23 protein-coding genes and 1 tRNA gene are annotated in these 21,544 nt (G+C 53.0%); 10 read left to right on the plus strand and 14 right to left on the minus strand.

Annotated features, from left to right (window positions below; translation table 11 throughout):
• Nucleotides 1-26 precede the first annotated feature (26 nt).
• Nucleotides 27-959 (minus strand): 50S ribosomal protein L3 N(5)-glutamine methyltransferase, encoded by a 933-nt coding sequence (prmB, locus tag AL479_RS01860; RefSeq protein ID WP_061074851.1) that lies wholly within the window; start codon nt 957-959, stop codon nt 27-29.
• Between the two features lie 168 nt (nt 960-1,127).
• On the opposite strand from prmB, the gene smrB reads away from it, so the two are divergent.
• Nucleotides 1,128-1,679: an endonuclease SmrB gene (smrB, locus tag AL479_RS01865; RefSeq protein ID WP_061074852.1), complete on the plus strand. Its 552-nt coding sequence runs from the start codon at nt 1,128-1,130 to the stop codon at nt 1,677-1,679.
• Nucleotides 1,680-1,732: 53 nt separating this feature from the next.
• Here the strand turns inward: smrB and sixA are convergent, their stop codons facing one another.
• From sixA to AL479_RS01885, 4 genes are all read right to left on the minus strand, one after another.
• On the minus strand, nt 1,733-2,218 hold the full coding sequence (gene sixA, locus AL479_RS01870; RefSeq protein WP_061074853.1) for a phosphohistidine phosphatase SixA: 486 nt from the start codon (nt 2,216-2,218) through the stop codon (nt 1,733-1,735).
• Between the two features lie 190 nt (nt 2,219-2,408).
• A complete protein-coding gene (fadJ, locus tag AL479_RS01875) occupies nt 2,409-4,568 on the minus strand; it encodes a fatty acid oxidation complex subunit alpha FadJ (RefSeq protein ID WP_061074854.1) in 2,160 nt (719 codons plus the stop codon).
• Nucleotides 4,568-5,878 carry an acetyl-CoA C-acyltransferase FadI gene (fadI, locus tag AL479_RS01880; protein WP_061074855.1) on the minus strand — a complete coding sequence of 437 codons (1,311 nt, stop codon included), beginning with the start codon at nt 5,876-5,878 and terminating at the stop codon, nt 4,568-4,570. The genes fadJ and fadI overlap by 1 nt, the downstream gene beginning before the upstream one ends.
• 179 nt (nt 5,879-6,057) lie before the next feature.
• Nucleotides 6,058-6,342 carry a YfcZ/YiiS family protein gene (locus AL479_RS01885; protein WP_042317736.1) on the minus strand — a complete coding sequence of 95 codons (285 nt, stop codon included), beginning with the start codon at nt 6,340-6,342 and terminating at the stop codon, nt 6,058-6,060.
• 373 nt (nt 6,343-6,715) lie between these two features.
• Here AL479_RS01885 and fadL point away from each other — a divergent pair, with 373 nt between their 5' ends.
• Nucleotides 6,716-8,056, plus strand: coding sequence for a long-chain fatty acid transporter FadL (fadL, locus tag AL479_RS01895; protein ID WP_061074856.1), 1,341 nt, complete (start codon nt 6,716-6,718; stop codon nt 8,054-8,056).
• Nucleotides 8,057-8,117: 61 nt separating this feature from the next.
• Here the strand turns inward: fadL and mlaA are convergent, their stop codons facing one another.
• Nucleotides 8,118-8,873, minus strand: coding sequence for a phospholipid-binding lipoprotein MlaA (mlaA, locus tag AL479_RS01900; RefSeq protein ID WP_042999958.1), 756 nt, complete (start codon nt 8,871-8,873; stop codon nt 8,118-8,120).
• Between the two features lie 291 nt (nt 8,874-9,164).
• Here mlaA and AL479_RS01905 point away from each other — a divergent pair, with 291 nt between their 5' ends.
• Together AL479_RS01905 and AL479_RS01910 are read left to right on the plus strand one after the other, a co-directional pair.
• Nucleotides 9,165-10,106: a formate/nitrite transporter family protein gene (locus AL479_RS01905; RefSeq protein ID WP_061077913.1), complete on the plus strand. Its 942-nt coding sequence runs from the start codon at nt 9,165-9,167 to the stop codon at nt 10,104-10,106.
• A 75-nt stretch (nt 10,107-10,181) separates the two neighbouring features.
• A tRNA-Arg gene (locus AL479_RS01910) sits at nt 10,182-10,256 on the plus strand.
• Between the two features lie 36 nt (nt 10,257-10,292).
• Here the strand turns inward: AL479_RS01910 and preA are convergent.
• Nucleotides 10,293-11,528 (minus strand): NAD-dependent dihydropyrimidine dehydrogenase subunit PreA, encoded by a 1,236-nt coding sequence (preA, locus tag AL479_RS01915; RefSeq protein ID WP_061074857.1) that lies wholly within the window; start codon nt 11,526-11,528, stop codon nt 10,293-10,295.
• Nucleotides 11,529-11,530: 2 nt separating this feature from the next.
• Nucleotides 11,531-12,763: an NAD(P)-dependent oxidoreductase gene (locus AL479_RS01920; protein ID WP_061074858.1), complete on the minus strand. Its 1,233-nt coding sequence runs from the start codon at nt 12,761-12,763 to the stop codon at nt 11,531-11,533.
• A 420-nt stretch (nt 12,764-13,183) separates the two neighbouring features.
• Between AL479_RS01920 and AL479_RS01925 the strand changes: the two genes are divergently transcribed.
• Nucleotides 13,184-14,062, plus strand: a complete 879-nt coding sequence (locus AL479_RS01925) for a nucleoside deaminase (RefSeq protein WP_061074859.1) — start codon at nt 13,184-13,186, stop codon at nt 14,060-14,062.
• Nucleotides 14,063-14,176: 114 nt separating this feature from the next.
• Here the strand turns inward: AL479_RS01925 and AL479_RS01930 are convergent, their stop codons facing one another.
• A complete protein-coding gene (locus tag AL479_RS01930) occupies nt 14,177-14,776 on the minus strand; it encodes a DUF1062 domain-containing protein (protein WP_061074860.1) in 600 nt (199 codons plus the stop codon).
• Between the two features lie 292 nt (nt 14,777-15,068).
• Between AL479_RS01930 and AL479_RS01935 the strand changes: the two genes are divergently transcribed.
• Nucleotides 15,069-15,320: a zinc ribbon domain-containing protein gene (locus AL479_RS01935; RefSeq protein ID WP_046483423.1), complete on the plus strand. Its 252-nt coding sequence runs from the start codon at nt 15,069-15,071 to the stop codon at nt 15,318-15,320.
• 7 nt (nt 15,321-15,327) lie between these two features.
• Nucleotides 15,328-15,915, plus strand: a complete 588-nt coding sequence (locus AL479_RS01940; protein ID WP_061074861.1) for a dienelactone hydrolase family protein — start codon at nt 15,328-15,330, stop codon at nt 15,913-15,915.
• A gap of 14 nt (nt 15,916-15,929) precedes the next feature.
• On the opposite strand, the gene AL479_RS01945 is transcribed toward AL479_RS01940, so the two are convergent.
• On the minus strand, nt 15,930-16,403 hold the full coding sequence (locus tag AL479_RS01945) for a methyltransferase family protein (RefSeq protein ID WP_061074862.1): 474 nt from the start codon (nt 16,401-16,403) through the stop codon (nt 15,930-15,932).
• A 127-nt stretch (nt 16,404-16,530) separates the two neighbouring features.
• Here AL479_RS01945 and AL479_RS01950 point away from each other — a divergent pair, with 127 nt between their 5' ends.
• The gene (locus AL479_RS01950) at nt 16,531-16,863 is read left to right on the plus strand and encodes a YegP family protein (RefSeq protein WP_061074863.1); all 333 of its coding nucleotides are present in this window, start codon (nt 16,531-16,533) and stop codon (nt 16,861-16,863) included.
• Between the two features lie 48 nt (nt 16,864-16,911).
• Here the strand turns inward: AL479_RS01950 and AL479_RS01955 are convergent, their stop codons facing one another.
• The 4 genes from AL479_RS01955 to cynR all read right to left on the minus strand — a co-directional run bounded on the left by AL479_RS01955 (nt 16,912) and on the right by cynR (nt 20,219).
• Nucleotides 16,912-17,634, minus strand: a complete 723-nt coding sequence (locus tag AL479_RS01955; RefSeq protein ID WP_061077914.1) for an amino acid ABC transporter ATP-binding protein — start codon at nt 17,632-17,634, stop codon at nt 16,912-16,914.
• A complete protein-coding gene (locus AL479_RS01960) occupies nt 17,621-18,385 on the minus strand; it encodes an amino acid ABC transporter permease (protein WP_061074864.1) in 765 nt (254 codons plus the stop codon). The genes AL479_RS01955 and AL479_RS01960 overlap by 14 nt, the downstream gene beginning before the upstream one ends.
• A 66-nt stretch (nt 18,386-18,451) precedes the next feature.
• On the minus strand, nt 18,452-19,219 hold the full coding sequence (locus AL479_RS01965; RefSeq protein WP_061074865.1) for a basic amino acid ABC transporter substrate-binding protein: 768 nt from the start codon (nt 19,217-19,219) through the stop codon (nt 18,452-18,454).
• Nucleotides 19,220-19,325: 106 nt separating this feature from the next.
• On the minus strand, nt 19,326-20,219 hold the full coding sequence (gene cynR, locus AL479_RS01970) for a transcriptional regulator CynR (RefSeq protein ID WP_061074866.1): 894 nt from the start codon (nt 20,217-20,219) through the stop codon (nt 19,326-19,328).
• Nucleotides 20,220-20,329: 110 nt separating this feature from the next.
• Between cynR and AL479_RS01975 the strand changes: the two genes are divergently transcribed.
• Nucleotides 20,330-20,989: a carbonic anhydrase gene (locus AL479_RS01975; RefSeq protein ID WP_061074867.1), complete on the plus strand. Its 660-nt coding sequence runs from the start codon at nt 20,330-20,332 to the stop codon at nt 20,987-20,989.
• Between the two features lie 32 nt (nt 20,990-21,021).
• Nucleotides 21,022-21,492, plus strand: coding sequence for a cyanase (gene cynS / locus AL479_RS01980; protein WP_061074868.1), 471 nt, complete (start codon nt 21,022-21,024; stop codon nt 21,490-21,492).
• The last annotated feature ends 52 nt before the right edge of the window (nt 21,493-21,544 follow it).

Raw genomic sequence — 21,544 nt, forward strand, 5'->3', positions numbered from 1 at the left:
TGCGGTCTCGTTGTTGTCGTTGTTGTTTAATCTTTATAGAGGCTGAAGTGCTCGCGGGCAGCAATCAACTCGGCTTTGGTCAGCATAAAGACGCCATCGCCGCCATTGTCGAATTCCAGCCAGGTGAACGGCACATCCGGATATTGTTCCATCAGATGTACCATGCTGTTACCGACTTCACAAATCAGAATACCGTCATCGGACAGGTAATCCGGCGCGTTGCCCAGAATGCGACGGGTGAGTTTCAGGCCGTCAGTGCCGGACGCCAGCCCCAGTTCCGGCTCGTGACGATATTCATTCGGCAGATCGGACATATCTTCCGCATCAACGTACGGCGGGTTGGTCACGATCAGGTCGTACTGAACTTTAGGCAGATCGCGGAACAGATCGGAGCGAATAGGCGTGACGTGGTGGATCAGACCGTGCTCTTCAATGTTGTGTTCGGTCACGGCCAGCGCATCTGTCGAGATATCTACCGCATCCACTTCCGCTTCCGGGAAGGCATAGGCGCAGGCAATCGCAATACAGCCGCTGCCGGTACACATATCGAGGATAAGCTGAGGCGGTTCATTGACCAGCCCCGCAAAGCGGTTGTTGATCAGCTCGCCAATCGGAGAGCGCGGCACCAGCACGCGCTCATCAACATAGAACTCATGGCCGCAGAACCAGGCTTTGTTGGTCAGATAGGCCACCGGAATACGTTCGTTCACACGGCGGATCACGCGCTCAACAATACGGTGGCGCTCGCTGGAGGTCAGGCGCGCGGTACGCATATCTTCTGGAATATCCAGCGGCAGATACAGCGATGGCAGCACCAGTTGCACGGCTTCATCCCACGGGTTATCGGTACCGTGACCGTACCAGATGTTCGCCGCACTAAAACGGCTGACCGCCCAGCGCAACATGTCCTGAATGGTATGCAGATCACTCACTGCTTCATCAACGAAAATTTTATCCACCTGTTCCTCCAGGGCATGCTCGCATTAATTTCGGCGGCTAGTTTGCCATGAAGACGGCGATAAATCAGCAATCACGCAGGGGTTACGGGTGAAAATTGCGTTTTGAGCATTCGCATCCGCATCGAGTCGGGTAAACTAACGGACAATAAAAAAAGATGAGACCGCAGAATGAAAAAGAAAACATCGCTGAGCGAGGAGGACCAGGCGCTGTTCCGGCAGCTGATGACCGGCACCCGTCAGATTAAGCAGGACACCATTGTTCATCGCCCGCTGCGTAAAAAGATCACCGAGGTGCCGGTAAAGCGACTGCTTTCAGAGCAGGCTGATGCCAGCCATTATTTCTCTGATGAGTTTCAGCCGCTGCTGAATACGGAAGGCCCGGTGAAATATCTCCGTCCTGACGTCAGCCATTTCGAGCTGAAGAAAATGCGCCGTGGCGATTACTCCCCGGAGCTGTTTCTCGATTTACACGGTCTGACGCAGCTGCAGGCAAAGCAGGAACTGGGCGCGCTGATTGCCGCCTGCCGCCGGGAACATGTGTTTTGCGCCTGCGTGATGCACGGTCACGGTAAACATGTGCTGAAACAACAGACGCCGCTGTGGCTGGCGCAGCACCCGCACGTCATGGCCTTCCATCAGGCACCGAAAGAGTACGGCGGCGATGCCGCGCTGCTGGTGTTAATCGAAGTGGAAGAGTGGGCGCCGCCGGAACTGCCCTGAGCGCAGAAACAACAAGAGCCGCATCAGCGGCTCTTTAAAGGTAAGACGACAGGTTAAATCGCTTTCGCCATTTTGAGGTTACACGGGCTCATCTGCCAGTTGAACACCCCTTTTCCGCTTTCATCCAGCGTCACACTGGCAATCGCGGAGGTGGTAAACATCGGCGGCGTTTCGCCTGGGCACAGCTCGGACACCAGGTAACCCACTAACGGAAGGTGGGAGATCACCAGCGCGGTAGCTACGCCTTCATTGGCCAGAGCCTGCAAATAGGCGCTGACCAGACCGACATCGCCGCAGGGAGTCAACTCCGGCAAAACATCCACGTCGCCTGGCAGGTTCATGCATCCCCCTACCACATCCAACGTTTGTTCGGCTCGCAGGAACGGGCTCACCAGAACACGTTCGATATCCACTTTTTGACCTTTCAGCCAGTTCGCCATAAGGCGAGATTCATCACAACCGCAGGAGGTTAAGGGACGAACCGAATCACTGGCGGCATCGAGGGCCGCGTCGCCGTGACGCATGATAAAAACTTGCATATTGCACCGCTTTTGTTAACCAGAATCACGCACCCCAGCCAAAACCCCTCAGGGTCGCTGTAATGCAGTGGCCGGCATTGTGCCTTATCCGTTCACTGAATGAAACGCTGTGTTTTACCTCAATGGCGTAAGTATAGTCAATCTGTGTTTACAATTTAACCACCCTACAGCCATTCAGTGCGGATATACCTTACATTTGACCGTGTTCATTCAGGTCAGTTGCATCTGCTTTCCAGAAACTTTCACCCCGCTCCGCCATTTGTAACAACGTATCGCACGGCATGAACCGCGGACCATACAGCGAAGCCAGACGTTGCAATACCGCAACCACTTCACCCGCCCCGAGAGAATCCATATAACGGAACGGGCCACCGAGAAACGGAGGAAAACCAATACCAAACACCGCGCCAATGTCACCATCGCGCGCGCTACGGATCACCTGTTCGTCGAAACAGCGCGCCGCCTCATTGAGCATTAACATGACGCAGCGTTCCGCAATCTGCGAAGCGGAGAGTCGGCTCTGCCCCTGAGCACCAATAAGCGTATAAATTGCAGGGTCTACCTGTTTTTTGCTTTTACGCCCTTTCGCCCCATAAAGATAGAAACCCCGACCATTTTTTCTACCTTTGCGATCGTCATTCAAAATTGATGAAACAACATTTGCAGGGGCGCTAAAACGCTCGCCATAAGCGGCTTCCAGTATCGGTATAATTTTAGTGCCTGTGTCGATTCCGACCTCATCCAAAAGTTGGATTGGCCCGACCGGAAAACCAAACTTTACCAGTGCGCTGTCGATCTGCTCGACCCGCTCACCTTCGGTCAGCAGGCGAATCGCTTCATTGATATACGGCGCAAGAATACGGTTTACGTAGAACCCAGCCTTATCACGCACCACAATCGGCGTTTTGCCCTGTTTTTTCGCCAGCTTAACCGTCGTGGCGATGGTTTGCCCCGACGTCGTAGCATGCGGAATCACTTCCACCAGCGGCATTTTTTCTACCGGACTAAAGAAGTGCAGACCAATCACCTGCTCAGGTCTGGCCGCTTTTGCCGCAATATCGCCAATAGGTAAAGATGACGTGTTGGATGCAAAAATGGTGTGAGATGCACAATTCTGCTCAACTTCTGCCACCATCTGTTGTTTTAACGGCAGATCTTCAAATACCGCTTCAATCACCAGGTCGCGATGGGAAAAACCGCGATAGTCGACCGAACCCGAAATCAGCGCCAGCTGTTTGTCCCGTTCACTGGCTTTGATATGCCGACGACGCACCTTCGTTTCAAGCTGATCCCAGCTGTATTTCAGCGCGTGATTGATTCCTTTGGTATTAATGTCTTTGATGCGAACTGGCAAGCCACCTTTACAGGCTGTGACGTACGCAATACCGCCCCCCATCAGCCCACCGCCTAAAACGCCTACGCTGTTAAGCGGCCCGGGCGGAACCTCGCTGCCCGGATCCTTTTTCACATCCGTACTGGCAAAAAAGATATTGCGTAACGCCTGCGATTGCGGCGTCATCGCCAGCTCGCCAAACGCGCGCGCTTCCGCGTCATAGCCGCTGCTACTACCCTGCGCCAGTCCGGTTTCAATCACCTGTAAAATACGCTCTGTCGCCGGGTAATTTCCCTGGGTTTTCTGTTCTGTTTTCTTGCTGACCATGCGGAACAGCAACGCCCGCCCGAGCGGACCCGCCAGAATACGTTCACGAACCGGCAGAGGACGATGAACGGGACGATCTTTTTTCGCCCATTCCACAGCGGCATCCAGCAGGATCGTCTGCGGGACCACCTCATCCACCAGCCCCGCTTTCAGCGCCTGCTTCGCGCGAAGTTGCTTACCGGTGAGGATCATATCCAGCGCCGTACTGACGCCCACCCGTCGGGGTAGCCGTTGGGTGCCGCCCGACCCCGGCAGCAGCCCGAGTTGAACTTCTGGTAAACCGAGTACGGTTTTCACATCGTCCGTGCAGACGCGAGTATGGCAGGCCAGCGCCAGCTCAAGCCCACCGCCCAGGCAGGCACCGTGAATGGCGGCCACTACCGGGATCGGCAGCGCATTGATCTCGGCCATCAGTTGCTGCCCCTGTCGCGCCAGCGTTTCTGCTTCCTGCGCGCTTTTACAGCGGCCAATCATATTGATATCCGCCCCGGCAATGAAATTGTCCGCTTTTGTAGAAATAATAACGACGCCGCGAATCGCCTTGTTCTCGCGAATCTGTTTAAGAATGATGCGTACCTGCGAGGCAAACTCCGCCTTGAGGGTATTCATCTTTTCTCCGGGGACATCAACGGAGATGACCGCGACATTATCCAGACGCACATTAAGCGTAAAAGCCGATGTCATTTCCATTATTCCGCCTCCAGAACCATTGCCGCACCCAGCCCACCCGCCGCGCAGGCGGTGACCAGGCCAAAGCCGCCGCCACGACGACGCAATTCGTGCAGCGTTTGCGTGATCATTCTCGCGCCAGTTGCGGCAAAGGGATGTCCAAAGGCAATCGAACCGCCAAGTACGTTAAATTTGCTGTCATCCACTTCGCCAGTGGCATGGCTTCGACCGAGCACGTCGCGGGCAAAACGCTCACTGCCGAGCAGCTGGAGATTGGCCAGCGTCTGCGCGGCAAAGGCTTCGTGCATATCGAAAAGCGTCAGATCGGCCATCGTGATGCCCGCACGTTCCAGCGCCAGCGGCGTAGACCAGGCCGGCCCCAGCAGCATATCCTGCCAGACATCAATCGCGGTAAACGCGTAGCTGCGCAGATAGCCAAGCGGAACCAACCCCAACTCTTTGGCACGAGATTCTGTCATCAGGATGACTGCCGCCGCGCCGTCGGTCAGCGGGGTGCTGTTTGCCGCCGTAACGCTGCCATGTTTCCGGTCAAATGCCGGACGTAGCCTGGCGTAGTCTGCCAGCGTGGAGTTGCCGCGAATATTGTTGTCTTCAGACAGGGGGTCTTTAAAAGGCGGTGTGTAAGTGGTCATCACTTCATCGGTCAGCTTGCCTTCTGCCCACGCCAGGGCGGCTCGCTGGTGAGAACGATGCGCCAGGGCATCCTGTTGTTCACGGGTAATGCCGTAGGTTTTCGCCATCTGCTCGGCGGTATCGCCCATTCGCAAACCAGTGGAGTATTCCGCCACGGCAGGCGGGACGGGCATCAGATCGCGCAAGCGCAGACGGGAAAAGAGTTTCAGACGCTGCCCCATCGTGCGGGCTTTGTTGACATCGACCAGCACCCGCGCCAGTTTTTTGCTGACGCCAATAGGCAGCACCGAAGAAGAGTCCGCCCCACCGGCGATACCCGCACGAATAGTGCCGGCCATCAGGCTTTCGGCAACGTTGGCGACAGCCTGAAAGCTGGTCGCACAGGCGCGACTGACGCTGTAGGCATCGGTATGCACATTCATCCCGGTCCCGAGCACAATTTCACGCGCGATGTTCGGCGCTTCCGGCATCTGTACAACCTGGCCAAAAACCAGTTGTTCAATCACCTTTGCAGGGATTTCACTGCGCGCAAGCAGTTCGCCAACCACCATTTTGCCGAGATCGACGGCGGGAATGCCATGATAAGCAGTCGCCTGACGGGCAAAAGGCGTACGTAATCCGCTCACGATGGCGATGCGATCGCCCTGACGGGTGACCAGCGGTAATGCCTGACTCATAACACTCCCCTGTAAAAAATAAATAAGTGGTCTGACCTGATCATAGTCTTAACCAATTTTTTACATTTAGCCAAGCGGAGCGCAAAGAAAGTGAGAGCTACGGCACAGTGAATAATCACTGTCTGAAATGAAAATGCCCCGGGAAAACTCACCGGGGCATCAGAAATAACGAGGTGGGATTAACGCAGACCCAGCTGGAAAATCAGGGTTTCGGCTTCGCAGGCGAAGACAAAATCGATATCCAGGCGCACACCGTCAGACTCTTCGGTGAAGGTCGAGGTGATTTTGCACGGTTCAGATTCCACGCTACGCGCTTTTTCGGTCAGCGCCGCCAGCGTCTCTTCAGCCTCTGCGCGGTTAGCGAACACGCGGCTGTATGATGCGGTGCAATCGGAGTTGTCCATGATGGTACCAACATCCATACAGCAGCAAACCGGGGTTTCATCAGCACTGCATTTACTCATTGTAGATTTCCTCTGTATTTCGCACCCAGGGTGCCAGATAAACGATGGGGATATTTTACGCTCCCCACATTCACCTCTCCAGTTGTTAATTGTGCGAAATGAGATAAGTGACCGAAATCACAATTAAAAATGATCTAAAACAAATTTCACCTAAAAGGGTGAGTGCGCAAACCGGCAATTTTGCCAGCTGGATCGCGTTTTTAAGATCACAATTGAAAAAAGTTATAAACATACTTGCAACATTTCAGCTGGTCAGACCTATACTCACGCCACTGGTCTGATTTCTAAGTCGTACCGCAGACCCTACACTTCGCGCTCCTGTTACACCATGTAACATAGTTTGTATAAAAATAAATCAATTGAGGTTATGGTCATGAGCCAGAAAACCCTGTTAACAAAGTCTGCTCTCGCAGTCGCAGTGGCAATTATCTCCACCCAGGCCTGGTCTGCAGGCTTTCAGTTAAACGAATTTTCTTCCTCTGGCCTCGGCCGGGCCTATTCGGGTGAAGGCGCTATCGCAGACGATGCAGGTAACGTCAGCCGTAACCCAGCGCTGATCACGATGTTCGATCGCCCGACGTTCTCTGCGGGTGCGGTCTATATCGATCCGGACGTCAACATCAGCGGACGCTCACCGTCTGGCCGTAGCCTTGATGCCGATAACATCGCGCCGACGGCATGGGTGCCGAACGCACACTTTGTTGCGCCGATTAACGATCAGTTCGGTTGGGGGGCATCCATTACCTCCAACTACGGTCTGGCAACAGAGTTCAACGATACCTACGCGGGCGGTTCTGTCGGCGGTACCACCGACCTCGAAACCATGAACCTCAACTTAAGCGGTGCCTATCGCTTAGATGACGCCTGGAGCTTCGGTCTCGGTCTGAACGCTGTTTATGCGCGGGCGAAAATCGAACGCTTTGCCGGTGACCTGGGTCAACTGGTCGCCGGTCAGGTGATGAACTCTCCTGCCGGACAAACGCCGCAGGGTCAGCAACTGGCTGCCACCGCAAACGGCATCCCAAGCGATACCAAAATTGCCCACCTGAACGGTAACCAATGGGGCTTCGGCTGGAACGCCGGGATCTTGTATGAACTGGATAAAAACAACCGCTACGCGTTGACCTACCGTTCTGAAGTCAAAATTGACTTTAAAGGTAACTACAGCAGCGATCTGCCACCGGCGATCAACAACTACAACCTGGGTATCCCGACCGCTACCGGCGGCGCAACTCAGTCAGGTTACCTGACGCTGAACCTGCCAGAAATGTGGGAAGTGTCCGGTTATAACCGCGTGGCGCCACAGTGGGCTATCCACTACAGCCTGGCCTATACCAGCTGGAGTCAGTTCCAGGAGCTGAAAGCGAAATCCACCGGTGGTGAGACGCTGTTCCAGAAAGATGAAGGCTTTAAAGACGCCTACCGCATCGCACTGGGTACTACCTACTACTACGATGATAACTGGACGTTCCGTACCGGTATCGCCTTCGATGATAGCCCGGTTCCGGCACAAAACCGTTCTATCTCGATTCCGGATCAGGACCGCTTCTGGCTGAGCGCCGGTACCACCTACGCCTTCAATAAAGATGCGTCTGTGGACGTTGGCGTCTCTTACATGCACGGTCAGAGCGTTAAAATTAACGAAGGTCCGTATCAGTTCGAGTCTGAAGGTAAAGCCTGGTTGTTCGGTACCAACTTCAACTACGCATTCTGATTTCTTGCAGATGTAAAAAAGGTGAGCTTTTTAGCTCACCTTTTTATTTGCCCAATCTGGCTTACTCGGAATCGATCTCTTTCAGTTCGTCCTGAATCGCCTGCGCGTTCGGGTTTTCCTGCGGCTTGAGCTTGCCACCATCAGCGATAAAATCATGACGCTGGAAGTAAGCTTCACGAACCATAATGTAGGGATCGGAGGACTGACGCAGCAGACCATCGGAGTCCAGCAACTGGGCGCGGGTTTCAATCCCTTCAACCGTCCATTTACCAATAGACATCGGCCAGGTCAGCCAGGAAAGCACCGGATATAACGTATCCGCCATATCGCCGCCATCATCACGGATCGTCCAGCTACCATAGAACGGCAACTGCACGTAAGGACCGTAGCCTACGCCATAGTGACCTAAGGTGCTGCCGAAGCGATGGGGTTCAACGCGCTGCAGTTTCGGGTTCGCCATACCGGCGACGTCAATAAAGCCGCCCATCCCCAGGATAGTGTTGAGGAAGAAACGGGTGAAATGCACCATCCCCTGATACGGATCGCCTTGCAGGAAATAGTTCACCATCACCGCCGGCTCTTCCAGGTTGCCGGTGAAGTTGCTCAGACCATTACGGGCAGGCTGCGGAACATAATCACGCCAGGCGACGGCCACCGGTCGAACGATATACGGATCCAACACATTAAAGTTGAAGTTGTACATGGTGCGGTTGAACCCTTCAAACGGGTCTGAACGCCCCTGCTGTTCTGTGCCGGAACTCGCACACCCCACCAGCAGTGTGGTTCCCAGCGCAAGCGCCGACAGGCGAAGCTTCATAAATGTCTCCCTGTTAATTATGGCTATCGCTGATTGCCATCCATGACGGAACGCTACCGTATCCGCCTGTAAAGGTGTGAGCGATTGTAACAGTACGTCAAACGATGTCTATATCACCGAACTTGTTGATTTGATCATAGCCTGGTCACACCAGAATCGTCGCGCTTCTATTTTAGCGGGATGAAGAAAAACAAACGTTACCATTTTTGCGTTTTCAGAACATGTCCTGACGGGGGGCAGGCTAAAAACCGCTACGCTTTAACGTGTCAGTGCGCATACCGGAGACGAATGATGGTCGAACATGAAAACGACAAGATAGATAAACACAGCGACGAGCTTGCCGTCGAAAGTGAAGAAAAACAGAGTGGGAAGAAGATAGAACTGGATGAGGATCGCCTCCCCTCGCGGGCGATGGCGATTCATGAACATATTCGTCAGGACGGGGAGAAAGAGCTGGAACGGGATGCGATGGCACTGCTGTGGTCCGCCATCGCCGCCGGGCTTTCGATGGGGGCTTCGCTGCTGGCAAAAGGGATCTTCCACGTCGAACTGGAGGGGCTACCCGGCAGTTTCTTGCTGGAGAATCTCGGCTATACCTTTGGCTTTATCATCGTCATCATGGCTCGCCAGCAGTTGTTCACTGAAAACACCGTCACCGCCGTGCTGCCCGTCATGCAGAATCCGACGCTCAGTAACGCGGGCCTGTTGATGCGACTGTGGGGCATAGTATTGTTGGGGAACGTGCTGGGCACCGGCGTCGCGGCGTGGGCCTTTGAATACATGCCCATTTTCAACGAAGAGACCCGTGATGCGTTCGTGAAAATCGGCATGGACGTGATGAAAAACTCCCCCACGGAGATGTTTGCCAACGCCATTATTTCCGGCTGGCTGATTGCCACCATGGTCTGGATGTTCCCGGCTGCGGGTGCAGCGAAGATCGTGGTGATTATCCTGATGACGTGGCTGATTGCGTTGGGTGATACCACCCACATCGTGGTCGGGTCGGTCGAAATTCTCTATCTGGTATTTAACGGCACGCTGCACTGGAGTGACTTCCTCTGGCCGTTTGCCTTACCGACGCTTGCCGGAAACATTTGCGGCGGCACCTTTATCTTTGCTCTGATGAGCCACGCGCAAATCCGCAACGATATGAGCAACGCACGCAAAGAAGAAGCCAGAATCGCGGCGCAAAAAAGAGACAATGCGCAGAAAAAAGAGGAAAAACAGTCCTGAATGGCGACGGTTTGAACAGTCAGGCGGCCACTCACTTACCGGGGCAAACAAAAACCGGTATACTCGTGCCGCCTCGTCCCCTTAGTTAAATGGATATAACGAGCCCCTCCTAAGGGCTAGTTGCAGGTTCGATTCCTGCAGGGGACACCATCCGGCCCACCGTGGTGAGCCGGAAATCGTCAGGTGTTAAAGGGTTATTGAGTGCACTTTTTCACCTGTTTTGAACGCTACCTCCCCGAGGCTGATACACGCGACCGGGCAAACATGGCCGCACAGCAGACAACCGACGCATTTTTCGGTATTGCAGTGCGGAGTTCGCGTCTGTTCGTTCCACTCCATCGCCTGATGACCGCCGTCGAAGCAGGAAATGTAGCAACGACCGCAGCCGACGCATTTTTCCTGATTAATATGCGGGTAGACGATATAACTGCGGTCGAGATCTTCTGCCGGAACGATATTGGCATTCGCCAGCCCCACCATCTCATCCAGCGAGTCGAAACCCTGATCGTTAAGATAGTGCGACAGGCCGCTGATCATATCTTCAACGATGCGATAACCGTACTGCATGATGCCAGTTGTCACCTGCAGCGTTGCCGCGCCCAACAGCAAGAACTCGGCAGCATCTTCCCAGGTTTCAATTCCACCGATACCGCTAATCGGAAAATCTTTCAGCTCAGGATGGGTGCGTAGCTGCTGAATGAAGCGCAGGGCAATCGGTTTCACCGCTTTACCTGAATAGCCCGAAATACTGGACTTGCCGTTGACGACTGGCAGACCTATTTTACGGTTGAGGTCAATATTGGTAATTGACTTGACGGTGTTGATGGCGGCAATACCATCGGCACCACCGCGTTTCGCCGCTAGCGCAACCTCGCACATATCACCGATATTCGGCGTCATTTTAGCGAGCATCGGCAAAGAAGAGCCGCGTTTCACCGCCTGGCAATATTTCTCTACCAGTTCGGGGCTTTGCCCCACATCGCTCCCCATGGCGTGAGAGGTCATCTGCGGGCAGGAGAAATTGCACTCAATCATATCCGCGCCGGCCTCTTCGACCAGATGCGCCAGATCCTGCCACTGCTGCTCATTTTCCCCCATGATCGAGGCGATCAACACCTTATTCGGATAATCTTGTTTGAGCCGACGAATCGCCGCAAGGTTTTCCGCCAGCGGGTGCTCGGCAATCTGCTCCATGTTTTTAAAGCCGATAAACCCGGTGTCTTCTTTAATCAGATGGTCGAAGCGTGGAGAAACTTCGTTGGCGATAAAGAAACCGATGGTTTTAAAAACGATGCCGCCCCAGCCGCTATCGTAGGCTTTAGCGCACATCTCATAGCAATTGCCGACCGGGGAAGAGGAGAGGCAGAACGGATTGGGAAACGTCACGCCGCAGAAGGTAATAGAGAGATCTTTGGTTAGCATGATTACGCCTCCTCTAAATAGTGATGAATGGCTTGAGCGGCTTCTTTCCCGGTTTTAACGGCATACACCACGGTTTTATCTCCCTGAACGATATCGCCTGCGGCGAACAGTCCCGGAACTGTAGTCTGGTAATGTCGAGTGTCGACGGTATTGCGTTGTACCCGAATACCGGAGAAGGCTTCCAGCTCGGCATGCTGGCCGACGGCGAGGATAATTTTTTCTGCGGTCAGAGACAGCTCACCGGACAGGCGAACATGTCTGAAGGTGACCTTATTTCCGTCAACAGCCGTTGGCGTAAAGCCATCAATGATAGAGACGTCCAGCGCCTGGGTGGTGGTGAACTCTTTTTCACTGGCCGGAAACTCGGCAAGCTCTTCGCGCGCCACGCAGGTAACCGATTCACAGCCGAGAATTTTCAGCGTACTGGCCACGTCCATGGCGACGTCGCCGCCGCCAACCACCAGCGCGTTTTGCGGCACGGATATGTCACCCGCCTTGCCACGCGCGCGTTGTAAAAAGTCGACAGCAATTTCTGCCGAACCCGCGTTATTGAACAACGGCAGCGACGCGCCTTTTGACAGGCCAACCGTCAGCAGGACCGCGCGATATTCGCCTTTGAGCGCCTCCAGCGTGACGGTATTGCCAATCTCGCAACCACAGCGGATTGTCACACCCATTTCCGTAATACGCGCAATTTCAGCGTCCAGCACCGATTGCGGCAGACGGAATTCAGGAATGCCGTGGCGCAGCCAACCGCCGGGTTGGGCCGTTTTCTCGAACACCGTGACGTCATAGCCCAGATTGCACAGCGTGACGCTGGCCTGCAACCCGGCAGGGCCCGCCCCCACGATGGCGACTTTGCCCTTATTTTTACGGCCAGGCTGATAAATCTGCATCTGTGTTTGTCGTTCGAAATCGGTAACAAACCGTTGCAGACGGGCGATATCGATAGGTTTATCAATCCCGGAACGGGAACAGCCGTGCTGGCAGAGTTTTTCCGTGGGACATACCCGAGCGCAGACGGCGCCAAACGCATTATTTTCTCTAATGGTTTCGGCCGCGCCCTTAAAGTTACGGAAATAAACAGAGCGGATAAATTTGCCCGGATCCGTTTCTGCCGGACAGGACTGGCTGCACGGTGCGTCGTGACACAGCAGGCAGCGGGAAGCTTCTTTGATAGCCAACAAGGGCGTGAAGCCAGGAATCAGTTCATCCAGGTAGTCTCGTTGCGACATATGCCATTCCTTAATAATAAGTTTACGTAAGGCAAACTGAGTACAAATAGTTACGTATGAGGCTAGGCTTATGCCTGAATGGATGTTGTGAAAGCATTCACAGTTAACCGGATAAAATATGTGGAAATCACCGCGATCGCAAGAATAGATAAGATGCGAATAGAAACTATTTTTGTAATAAGAATGTATTAGTTTGTGTTATGCGAAAAAAACGGTTGCGAAAAGACTCGCATTGTCAGCACTACACACTGGCGATCGGCTCGTTTATACGGGAATATCTCTTTTCAGATAAATAATTAGTCACGAATCCTTACGTAAATAACGTGTTTTTGTGCGGCAGAGAATTCTGTTATTGCTCCTTGTCAGCGGAATAACGTCGGTGTAATAATTCATAATTATACGCCACGGAATAAATAACTTATGGATGATATTATTCAACTTGAATATTATATGCGTCATGCTATATGTGAGGCCGAGGAAAGTCTGCGTGAAGGAAATAAAGGATTTGGTGCAGTCATCATCAAGGATGGGGAAATCATTGCCTCTGCGCATGATGGTGAGGAAACTGAATCAGACCCGACATCGCACGCTGAAATTAATGCTATTAAACTCGCCGGGAAAAAGATCGGCAAAGATTTATCCGGTTGCCTTCTTCTCTCGACCAGTGAACCCTGTCCGATGTGTGCCTTCGCCATTGCGTGGTCAGGTATCAAAGAGATAGCTTATGGCTATTCTATTCAGGATGCGTTGGATCAGGGGCGGCGGCGAATTTTATTCCTCTGTACCGAGGCGTTTGAGAAAGCAGGAATGGATATTACCGTACATAAAGGTATTCTTCAGCGGGAATGCTCTACCCTTTATCGCGCGGATGTTCGAAATGAAATCAATAGACTACGTTCGGCGACCGATGACGATCTTAAGGCGCTGAATGCAGATTCCATTGCACGTCGAACGGCCTGGTTCTGTGAAAATAGTGCGATACTGCGTACTGAACACAGCAATCTGTTAGAAGCAGCCCATCGCTTACTGGTAAGCCGGTTTCACGCCACGGTGGATGAAATGCCTGTGGTGGCGAGAAGTGAAAAACAGATCACGTTCCATTCCATGAATTTCTGTCCAACGCTGGAGGCGTGCAAAATATTACGTCTGGATACACGGCACGTGTGTAAACTCCTGAATGAAGATTCCACAAACAGGCTGGTCAAAAATATTGACCGCAGACTTCGTTTCTCACGGAATTACGCGAATCTGCGTCCCTATACGTCTTTTTGCGAAGAATTTATCTCACTTGAAGATTGATATTTCAGGGGAAATCGTCCGTGAGATAGAAAGACATCATCACGGAAACGCGATATCCCCGCCGTGTTCACTCATCAGTCTTCGACGCCCGCCTGACTGGCCGGGCGTCGTCGTTTAGCGCTTCATTTTCCGGGTCGCGTAGAACGCGTCGGGGCTCATCCAAAACTCATGCGTCGTATCATGATTTTTGCGATTCTTAAGTTCACGCAGCGTAATGCCGCGAATCTTCCCTTCGGCAATCCGTCGCGCAATCTCCCCCGTACTGAGCCACAACTGCTTTTTCATTACCGACAACAGACTGACCTGAAAAGCGGTCGTTAAGCTGATCGTGACCTTCACCTGTTGATGCCGGGCAAGCGTTACCCGCCACTGTTCACGAACAGAAAAGTCCGGGCTCCCGGAGAGCTCGGCATTATTTCGCTTCAGAACCTGGCGATCGTGAGCGAAAAGCAGGATCGCGCTTGCGTCATTGGCAACGATCCGCGCATAAAGGTCGCGGTCAATACGGCTGACAGGGAGTCGCGAGAACAGACTGATATTCCAGGTATAATCGCAATGAAGGCACTTATAGATGCTCCAGACATCCAGCAGCTTCTTTTGCGAATTCATTCTGAAAGCCCCGGAAGGGATGAAATCGCGTTTGATATTGCAGGCAGGACAGCGCTTCGCAATGCGCTGATATCCCACGGGACTGACGGTCCATGTGACGTGCATGTTGACCCTTTTTTAACCCATACAAAAACGGATTCGTCCTGGACGAACCATGAATTTTGCTATGCGAAAAATATTTGAAGATATTTTTCAGTGGGTTAAGAAAAGATTTCCAGCACAACAATCCCTTGAGTTATCGATAAGCCAGCAAGACTAACAGACACCTGGTTTCTCAATACATAAATCAAATCAATATTTGTGACATAACTATCAGGGTTATTTGATCTGGCATCGGATTCTTCTCGAAAAATAACCGTATATTTATTCATCAACCACAGGATACAAGGAGCGTTAAATGTCACAGCAAGAACAGTTTTGCCATGCCTGCGGAATGCCACTTTCCGCACCCGATGCCAAAGGGGCGAGCGATAAATACTGTGCGTATTGCAGCGATGCCGAAGGCAATCTGAAGCCCTGGGATGAAGCCGTTTCCGGTCTGGCGGGATTTCTGGATTCCTGGCAAAAAGTTGGCCCTGAGGAGTCACGTAAACGCGCAATCCGTTACCTGACGTCCATGCCCGCCTGGGCACACAAAGCAGACGACTAAACCGTCGATGCCAACCCAACGGTCGGATGCCGTCGTTATCCTGCATGAAATCTACGGCATCAATGCGCATATACGGCGTACCCGTGAAATGTGGCGGGCGCGCGGTTTCGATGTCTACGCCCCCGCACTTTTTCCGCATGACGCGCCGTACAGCTATGCTCAGCAGGATGAGGCGTATCGCTATTTTTCACACCACGTTGGTTTTGATCCACAACCCCTCTTAACGTTGCTTACCACACTGCGCGCGCAACATCGCAAACTGATTGTCATCGGCTACAGCACCGGAGCAACGCTCGCATGGCGGGTCGCAGGAAGCGGCTTGTGTGACGGGGTTATATGTCATTATGGCTCTCGCATTCGTCAGTACAGCGATGAGTTACCGCACTGCCCTGCGCTGATGATCATGGCTCGCCATGAGCCGTCATTCGACCCTGCGGTGCTACAACAGAAACTGGAAACATTGCCCCTGGTGCAATGCCATATGTACGATGCGCAGCACGGTTTTTGTGACGCGGACAGTCCCGGATACCTTGCGTGGCAGGCGCGTCATGCTGTCGCCGATGCCATCGCATTTGTTGACGCGGTCTGCGGATAGTCGACATGCGGCCTTTATAGCCAGCGGCGAACCTGTTTAGCGTAGTGCTCCCACTGTGCGCCAAAGCGCTTATGTAGCTGGAACTCTTCAAAATCGATATGCAATCGGGCCACCGCCAACATAAAGAACGGTACGGCAATCAGGCCTGGCAGACTGCCCATCCAGAGCGCAACGGCAAGTTGCACACCGGTCAGTCCAAGATAGATAGGATTTCGACTCCAGGCATAGCATCCGTGCGTGACCAGCGTCGTCGTTTTATCCGCCTGTAGTGGATTGAGCGTGGTGTGACTCACGTGCATGTGCCACGCAGTCGTCAGGATGACGCCAAGGCTTACTGCGGCAATCGCCAGACTCAGCACCTGGGTGACCAGGCCAAAGGTAAAATGTGGATTTGCGGTCAGACAATCCCCGACCACAAAGATTAATAAAATGACCGGCGGCGGAAACCGACTCCTGAGCTTTGCGAGACGCACGTTGATCTGTTTCATTTCTCTCCTTCTGCACCGCGACTATTTTGAGACTTTTCAGATCCCTTCGAATATTGCCTGATAAATTATTAATAAACTATGCTCAATACGGTGCGGTAATTCCTCTCTTTTCAAAAAGGTGATAATTATGGCCGGTTGGTTCGAATTAAGTAAGAGTACAAACGATCAGTTCCGTTTTGTATTGAAAGCAGGTAATGGTGAGGTGATTCTCACGAGCGAACTGTATACCACGAAGGCGGCGGCAGAAAACGGCATTGCCTCCGTTCAGTCGAATAGCTCGCTGGACGAGCGCTACGACATGAAGACAGCGTCGAACGGTAAGTTCTTCTTTAATTTAAAAGCAGGCAATCATCAGATCATTGGCACCAGCCAGATGTATGCCTCCGCGCAATCGCGTGATGTGGGCATCGCCTCAGTTAAAACAAACGGCAGCAGCAAAACGATAAAAGAACAGATCTGATTTTGACGTAATGGGCCAGATCGAGAAATACCGATCTGGCCTCTTATATCAGAGAACTTTACTTAAAAATTCAGCCGTTCGCGGATTCACTGGTGACGTAAAAAGCACGTCAGGCGATCCCTCTTCCTGGATAATACCGTGATCGATAAAGATGACCCGATCAGCCACTTCACGGGCGAACCCCATTTCGTGGGTGACAATCGCCATGGTCATGCCTTCATTGGCCAGGTTCTTCATGACCTCCAGCACATCCCCGACTAACTCCGGATCCAGCGCCGACGTTGGCTCGTCGAACAGCATGATCGAGGGGTTCATTGCCAGCGCACGGGCAATCGCCACGCGTTGCTGTTGACCGCCCGACAGGCGCGAAGGCCAGGCGTCGCGTTTATCGCTTAATCCGACTTTTTCCAACAGCATTTCAGCCCGACTGACCGCATCACTGCGGGAGAGACCCAACAGCATCTGCGGCGCCATCATCAGGTTGTCCAGCACCGTCATGTGCGGAAACAGATTAAAACGCTGGAACACCATCCCTACGCTTTCGCGCATTTTATTGAGATCGGTTTTGCGATCGTGAACGGCAAAACCATTCACCATCACTTCGCCTTCGGTGACGGTCTCAAGCGCATTCATACAGCGTAAAAAGGTGCTTTTTCCGGACCCTGACGGACCAATGATGCACACCACTTCCTGCGGTTTGATATCACAGTCAATTCCGCGCAGAACATGGTTGTCACCAAAGTGTTTATGTAAATTTTTAATGTGGATCACTTTTACCAAACCTTTTTTCCAGACGGTTAACCAGCTGCGCCAGCAGGAAGGTGAGTACCCAGTACACCAGTGAAATGGTCAGGTAGGGTTCCCAGTAGGTTGCGTAAGCACCTGAAACCGTACGCGCCGCGTAGGCCAAATCAGCAAGACCGATCGCCGAGGCGAGTGAGGAATCTTTGACAATCGCAATGGCGTTATTGCCCAGCGGTGGAAGAATACGGCGAAAAGCCTGAGGCAGAATAACTTTGCGCATGGTTTTCCACCACGGCATCCCCAGCGCTCGCGAGGCTTCCATCTGGCCGGGGTCAATCGACTGGATCCCCGCGCGGAAGATCTCGGAAACATAAGCCCCGGCATTCAGCGTGATCGCCACAATACAGGATAAGAAAGCCCCGTAGCCCGAGCGCAATTCGCGGGCAAAATCGGCGCTCATCAGCCCGCTGGTGACCAGCATTCCGTCACGAGGATTGATGAACAATGGTACCAGCGCAAAATGGACGACCATGATCTGAACAAACAGTGGCGTTCCGCGAAAGGCGCTGACGTAGAAACGAACGGGATATTGAACAAGATAGCGGAGCGCGTATTTCCAAAAGCCGTGCTCGGCTTTCGCCATGCGGCCCAGTCCCAGCGTCAGCCCCCAGAGTGTGCCAAGACAGACACAGATGATGGTGCATTTTATGGTCATCCACGCGCCTTCCATAAATAATGGCGCATACTCCTGGATGATTTCCCAACGAAATCCCGTCATGGTTTTCCCCTGCAAAAAAGCTGACACAGACCGCGTGTCAGCCTAAAAATAAATTAATAATGCAAATTACTCTGACGGAAGCGTCGGGACTTCACTGTCAAACCAGGTTTTATAAATTTTATCGTAGGTACCGTCAGCGATGATTTTCTTCAATCCCGCGTTAATTTTTTGCAGTAATTCGGTATTCCCTTTGGCGACTGCAATACCAAAATACTGGCGCTCAAACTTGGCATCCGGCACAAGCTTGAACTGTTTTTCCGGATGCTGCTTGATGTAGTATTTCACCACGCCAACATCGCCAACCGCCGCGCTGACGCCATCTTCAAACAATTCCTGCAGCATTAACGGAGTATTATCGAAACGCTTAATCGCGGTGCTGTTTTTCCCGAGAACGCCAGAAACCACTATGTCGCCAGTGCTGGAGTTAACGACGCCAACCTTTTCCGTTTTCAGCGAGTCCAGAGAACTCACTTTTGAATCAGCCGGAACGACAATGGACTGCTCCGCCGGGAAGTAAGGGAGAGAAAAATCCACCATCTGCTTACGTTTATCCGTGATGGTGATCCCCGAGATAATGATGTCACGATCCCCGGAACCCAGCGTCGCGAAGATACCTTCCCACGGCGTATTGACCAGTTTGACATCAAAATTTTCTGCTTTAGCAATGGCTTTAATAATATCGATATCAAAGCCTTCCAGCTGTTTCTGGCTGTTTTCAAATTCAAATGGGCGATAGGTGCCACCCGCGCCGACCACGTAGGTTTCTTGTGCGGCAAAAGCGGCCCCGGTCAACGCCATCATCAAACATCCTGCTTTTATCCACTGACTGAACATTCCCTTCTCCTGTTATTTTTATGCACATTTACTGCATAAAAATACCCAAACTGATTTCCTTATGCAATCACAATCTGATCCGCGGCTTGCTTCGCCGAATTGCCGCTTAGCGCGTCGCTTTCACAGCCTTAACGCCTTCTTGCGCCATCGCGACAAACGCCCTGGCGGCGGCGGTTCGCCAGGCACCTTTGCGCTGCAATAATACGGCCGTGCGTTCGAGCAGTTGTGGAGTCAGTGAAATGGCCCGCAGATCGTTGCTTTGCGTCGCGATAGGCGCAGGCAGTAGCGTGGATAATCCCGTGCGCCGCACCAGTTCCAGCACCGCGCTGATGGAATTGACCTCCATGAGGATCTGCGGTCGCAGTCCAGCCTGGCGGCAGTAACGATCAATCTGTTCCCGGGTAGCAAACTCTGCGCTCAATAAAATTAACTTTTCATTATTGAGCACGCTTAAATCCACCGACGCCTGCGCCGCCAGCGGATGATGATTCGCCACAACCAGAGCCAGGTTTTCGGTCAGCAACGGCCAGGCATCGATATCCGCAGAGTGAATCTCATCAAAGGCAATGCCGACATCCAGTTCATCGTTAACCAGCATCTCTTCGATTTTGTCCTGCGAGAGCTCCTGCAACTGTAAAGTCACATTGGGATAGCGGGTATAGAATTCGGCCAGTAGCGGGCCGATAAACCAGGCGGTAAAGGTCGGCGTCACCGCTACGCGCAGGGCGCCGCGGCTCAGATCCTCCACATCATGAATGGCGCGTTTGCCCTCTTCCAGCGCCTGTAGCGCGCTACGCGCATAACGCAGATAAACCTCTCCCGCATCGGTTAACCGGGTCGAACGCCCGCTACGATCGAACAACTGAACGCCCAGCGCCTCCTCCAGTTGCCTGATTTGCTGTGAAAGCGCCGGTTGCGAAACGTGCAGCGCCGCCGCTGCACGAGTGAATCCGTGATGTTCCGCGACGGCAAGAAAATAGTGGGTGTGTCGATCCAGCATCGCTTTTACCTATAAGATTTTCCAATATACTCCATTGTAAATGAGTCTTTTATCTTATGATACGAAGCGCGTAGCCTGTGTTCATCGCATCGCGAGACAGAGGATTATTCGTGAAAGAGATTATTGATGGCTTCCTGAAGTTTCAGCGCAAAATATTTCCTGAACGCGCGGAATTGTTCAGACGCCTTGCCACCCAGCAAAACCCCCGGGCGTTATTCATCTCCTGTTCGGACAGCCGTCTGGTTCCCGAACTGGTCACGCAGCGCGAGCCTGGCGATCTGTTCGTGATCCGCAACGCCGGTAACATTGTGCCGTCATACGGTCCGGAGCCCGGCGGGGTGACCGCCTCGGTGGAATACGCCGTCTCTGCGCTTCGCGTCACCGACATTGTGATCTGCGGACACTCAGACTGCGGTGCGATGACCGCCATTGCCGGCTGTCACTGTCTGGATCACATGCCTGCCGTCAACCACTGGCTGCGTTATGCGGACTCCGCTCGCGTCGTCAATGAGTCACGAACGCACACCTCTTTGGCTGAGAAAACGGCCTCGATGGTGCGTGAAAACGTCATTGCGCAACTCGCTAATATCCAGACCCATCCTTCCGTGCGCCTCGCGCTCGAAGAGGGGCGCATTGCGCTCCACGGCTGGGTTTACGACATTGAAAGCGCAGAGATTGCCGCTTACGACGGTGCCAGCAGACAGTTCGTCTCTCTGGCGAACAACCCAGACACCTGCGCGATGCCTTACCGCCAGCCATCCGCAGCCTGAGCTATTTTTTAACGTATCAAAGAGGTTTCATCATGATTCAGTCGCAAATCAACCGTGACATTCGCCTGGCCCTGGCTGACCAGATCCTGCTGAGCAAAGCCAAAAAAGATCTCACATTTGCCCAGCTTGCGGACGGCACCGGCTTATCCGAAGCCTTTGTCACCGCAGCGCTGCTCGGTCAACATGCTCTCCCGGCCGATGCTGCGCGTCTCGTCGGCGAGAAGCTGGCCCTCGACAGCGACGCGGTACTGTTGTTACAGACCATTCCCCTGCGCGGCAGTATCGACGATCGCGTACCGACAGACCCGACGATGTACCGTTTCTATGAGATGTTGCAGGTTTACGGCACGACGCTAAAAGCGCTGGTCCACGAAAAATTTGGCGACGGCATTATCAGCGCCATTAATTTCAGGCTGGATGTAAAAAAAGTGGCGGATCCAGAAGGTGGCGAACGCGCCGTGATTACCCTGGATGGCAAGTATTTGCCGACGAAGCCTTTTTAATCCATCAGAACGGTACGCGCAGGCGTATCGTTTTTCTTTTATCTGCTCACAG

The sequence above is a fragment of the Citrobacter amalonaticus genome, from assembly GCF_001559075.2.
In the GTDB taxonomy this organism is placed as follows: Bacteria; Pseudomonadota; Gammaproteobacteria; order Enterobacterales; family Enterobacteriaceae; genus Citrobacter_A; species Citrobacter_A amalonaticus_F.

What these genes read in the sequence shown, in the direction of transcription:
- smrB (WP_061074852.1), top strand. Translation starts at nt 1,128, where the DNA reads ATGAAAAAGAAAACATCGCTGAGCGAGGAGGACCAGGCGCTGTTCCGG.
- sixA (WP_061074853.1), bottom strand. Translation starts at nt 2,218, where the DNA reads ATGCAAGTTTTTATCATGCGTCACGGCGACGCGGCCCTCGATGCCGCC.
- fadJ (WP_061074854.1), bottom strand. Translation starts at nt 4,568, where the DNA reads ATGGAAATGACATCGGCTTTTACGCTTAATGTGCGTCTGGATAATGTC.
- fadI (WP_061074855.1), bottom strand. Translation starts at nt 5,878, where the DNA reads ATGAGTCAGGCATTACCGCTGGTCACCCGTCAGGGCGATCGCATCGCC.
- AL479_RS01885 (WP_042317736.1), bottom strand. Translation starts at nt 6,342, where the DNA reads ATGAGTAAATGCAGTGCTGATGAAACCCCGGTTTGCTGCTGTATGGAT.
- fadL (WP_061074856.1), top strand. Translation starts at nt 6,716, where the DNA reads ATGAGCCAGAAAACCCTGTTAACAAAGTCTGCTCTCGCAGTCGCAGTG.
- mlaA (WP_042999958.1), bottom strand. Translation starts at nt 8,873, where the DNA reads ATGAAGCTTCGCCTGTCGGCGCTTGCGCTGGGAACCACACTGCTGGTG.
- AL479_RS01905 (WP_061077913.1), top strand. Translation starts at nt 9,165, where the DNA reads ATGGTCGAACATGAAAACGACAAGATAGATAAACACAGCGACGAGCTT.
- preA (WP_061074857.1), bottom strand. Translation starts at nt 11,528, where the DNA reads ATGCTAACCAAAGATCTCTCTATTACCTTCTGCGGCGTGACGTTTCCC.
- AL479_RS01920 (WP_061074858.1), bottom strand. Translation starts at nt 12,763, where the DNA reads ATGTCGCAACGAGACTACCTGGATGAACTGATTCCTGGCTTCACGCCC.
- AL479_RS01925 (WP_061074859.1), top strand. Translation starts at nt 13,184, where the DNA reads ATGGATGATATTATTCAACTTGAATATTATATGCGTCATGCTATATGT.
- AL479_RS01930 (WP_061074860.1), bottom strand. Translation starts at nt 14,776, where the DNA reads ATGCACGTCACATGGACCGTCAGTCCCGTGGGATATCAGCGCATTGCG.
- AL479_RS01935 (WP_046483423.1), top strand. Translation starts at nt 15,069, where the DNA reads ATGTCACAGCAAGAACAGTTTTGCCATGCCTGCGGAATGCCACTTTCC.
- AL479_RS01940 (WP_061074861.1), top strand. Translation starts at nt 15,328, where the DNA reads ATGCCAACCCAACGGTCGGATGCCGTCGTTATCCTGCATGAAATCTAC.
- AL479_RS01945 (WP_061074862.1), bottom strand. Translation starts at nt 16,403, where the DNA reads ATGAAACAGATCAACGTGCGTCTCGCAAAGCTCAGGAGTCGGTTTCCG.
- AL479_RS01950 (WP_061074863.1), top strand. Translation starts at nt 16,531, where the DNA reads ATGGCCGGTTGGTTCGAATTAAGTAAGAGTACAAACGATCAGTTCCGT.
- AL479_RS01960 (WP_061074864.1), bottom strand. Translation starts at nt 18,385, where the DNA reads ATGACGGGATTTCGTTGGGAAATCATCCAGGAGTATGCGCCATTATTT.
- AL479_RS01965 (WP_061074865.1), bottom strand. Translation starts at nt 19,219, where the DNA reads ATGTTCAGTCAGTGGATAAAAGCAGGATGTTTGATGATGGCGTTGACC.
- cynR (WP_061074866.1), bottom strand. Translation starts at nt 20,219, where the DNA reads ATGCTGGATCGACACACCCACTATTTTCTTGCCGTCGCGGAACATCAC.
- cynS (WP_061074868.1), top strand. Translation starts at nt 21,022, where the DNA reads ATGATTCAGTCGCAAATCAACCGTGACATTCGCCTGGCCCTGGCTGAC.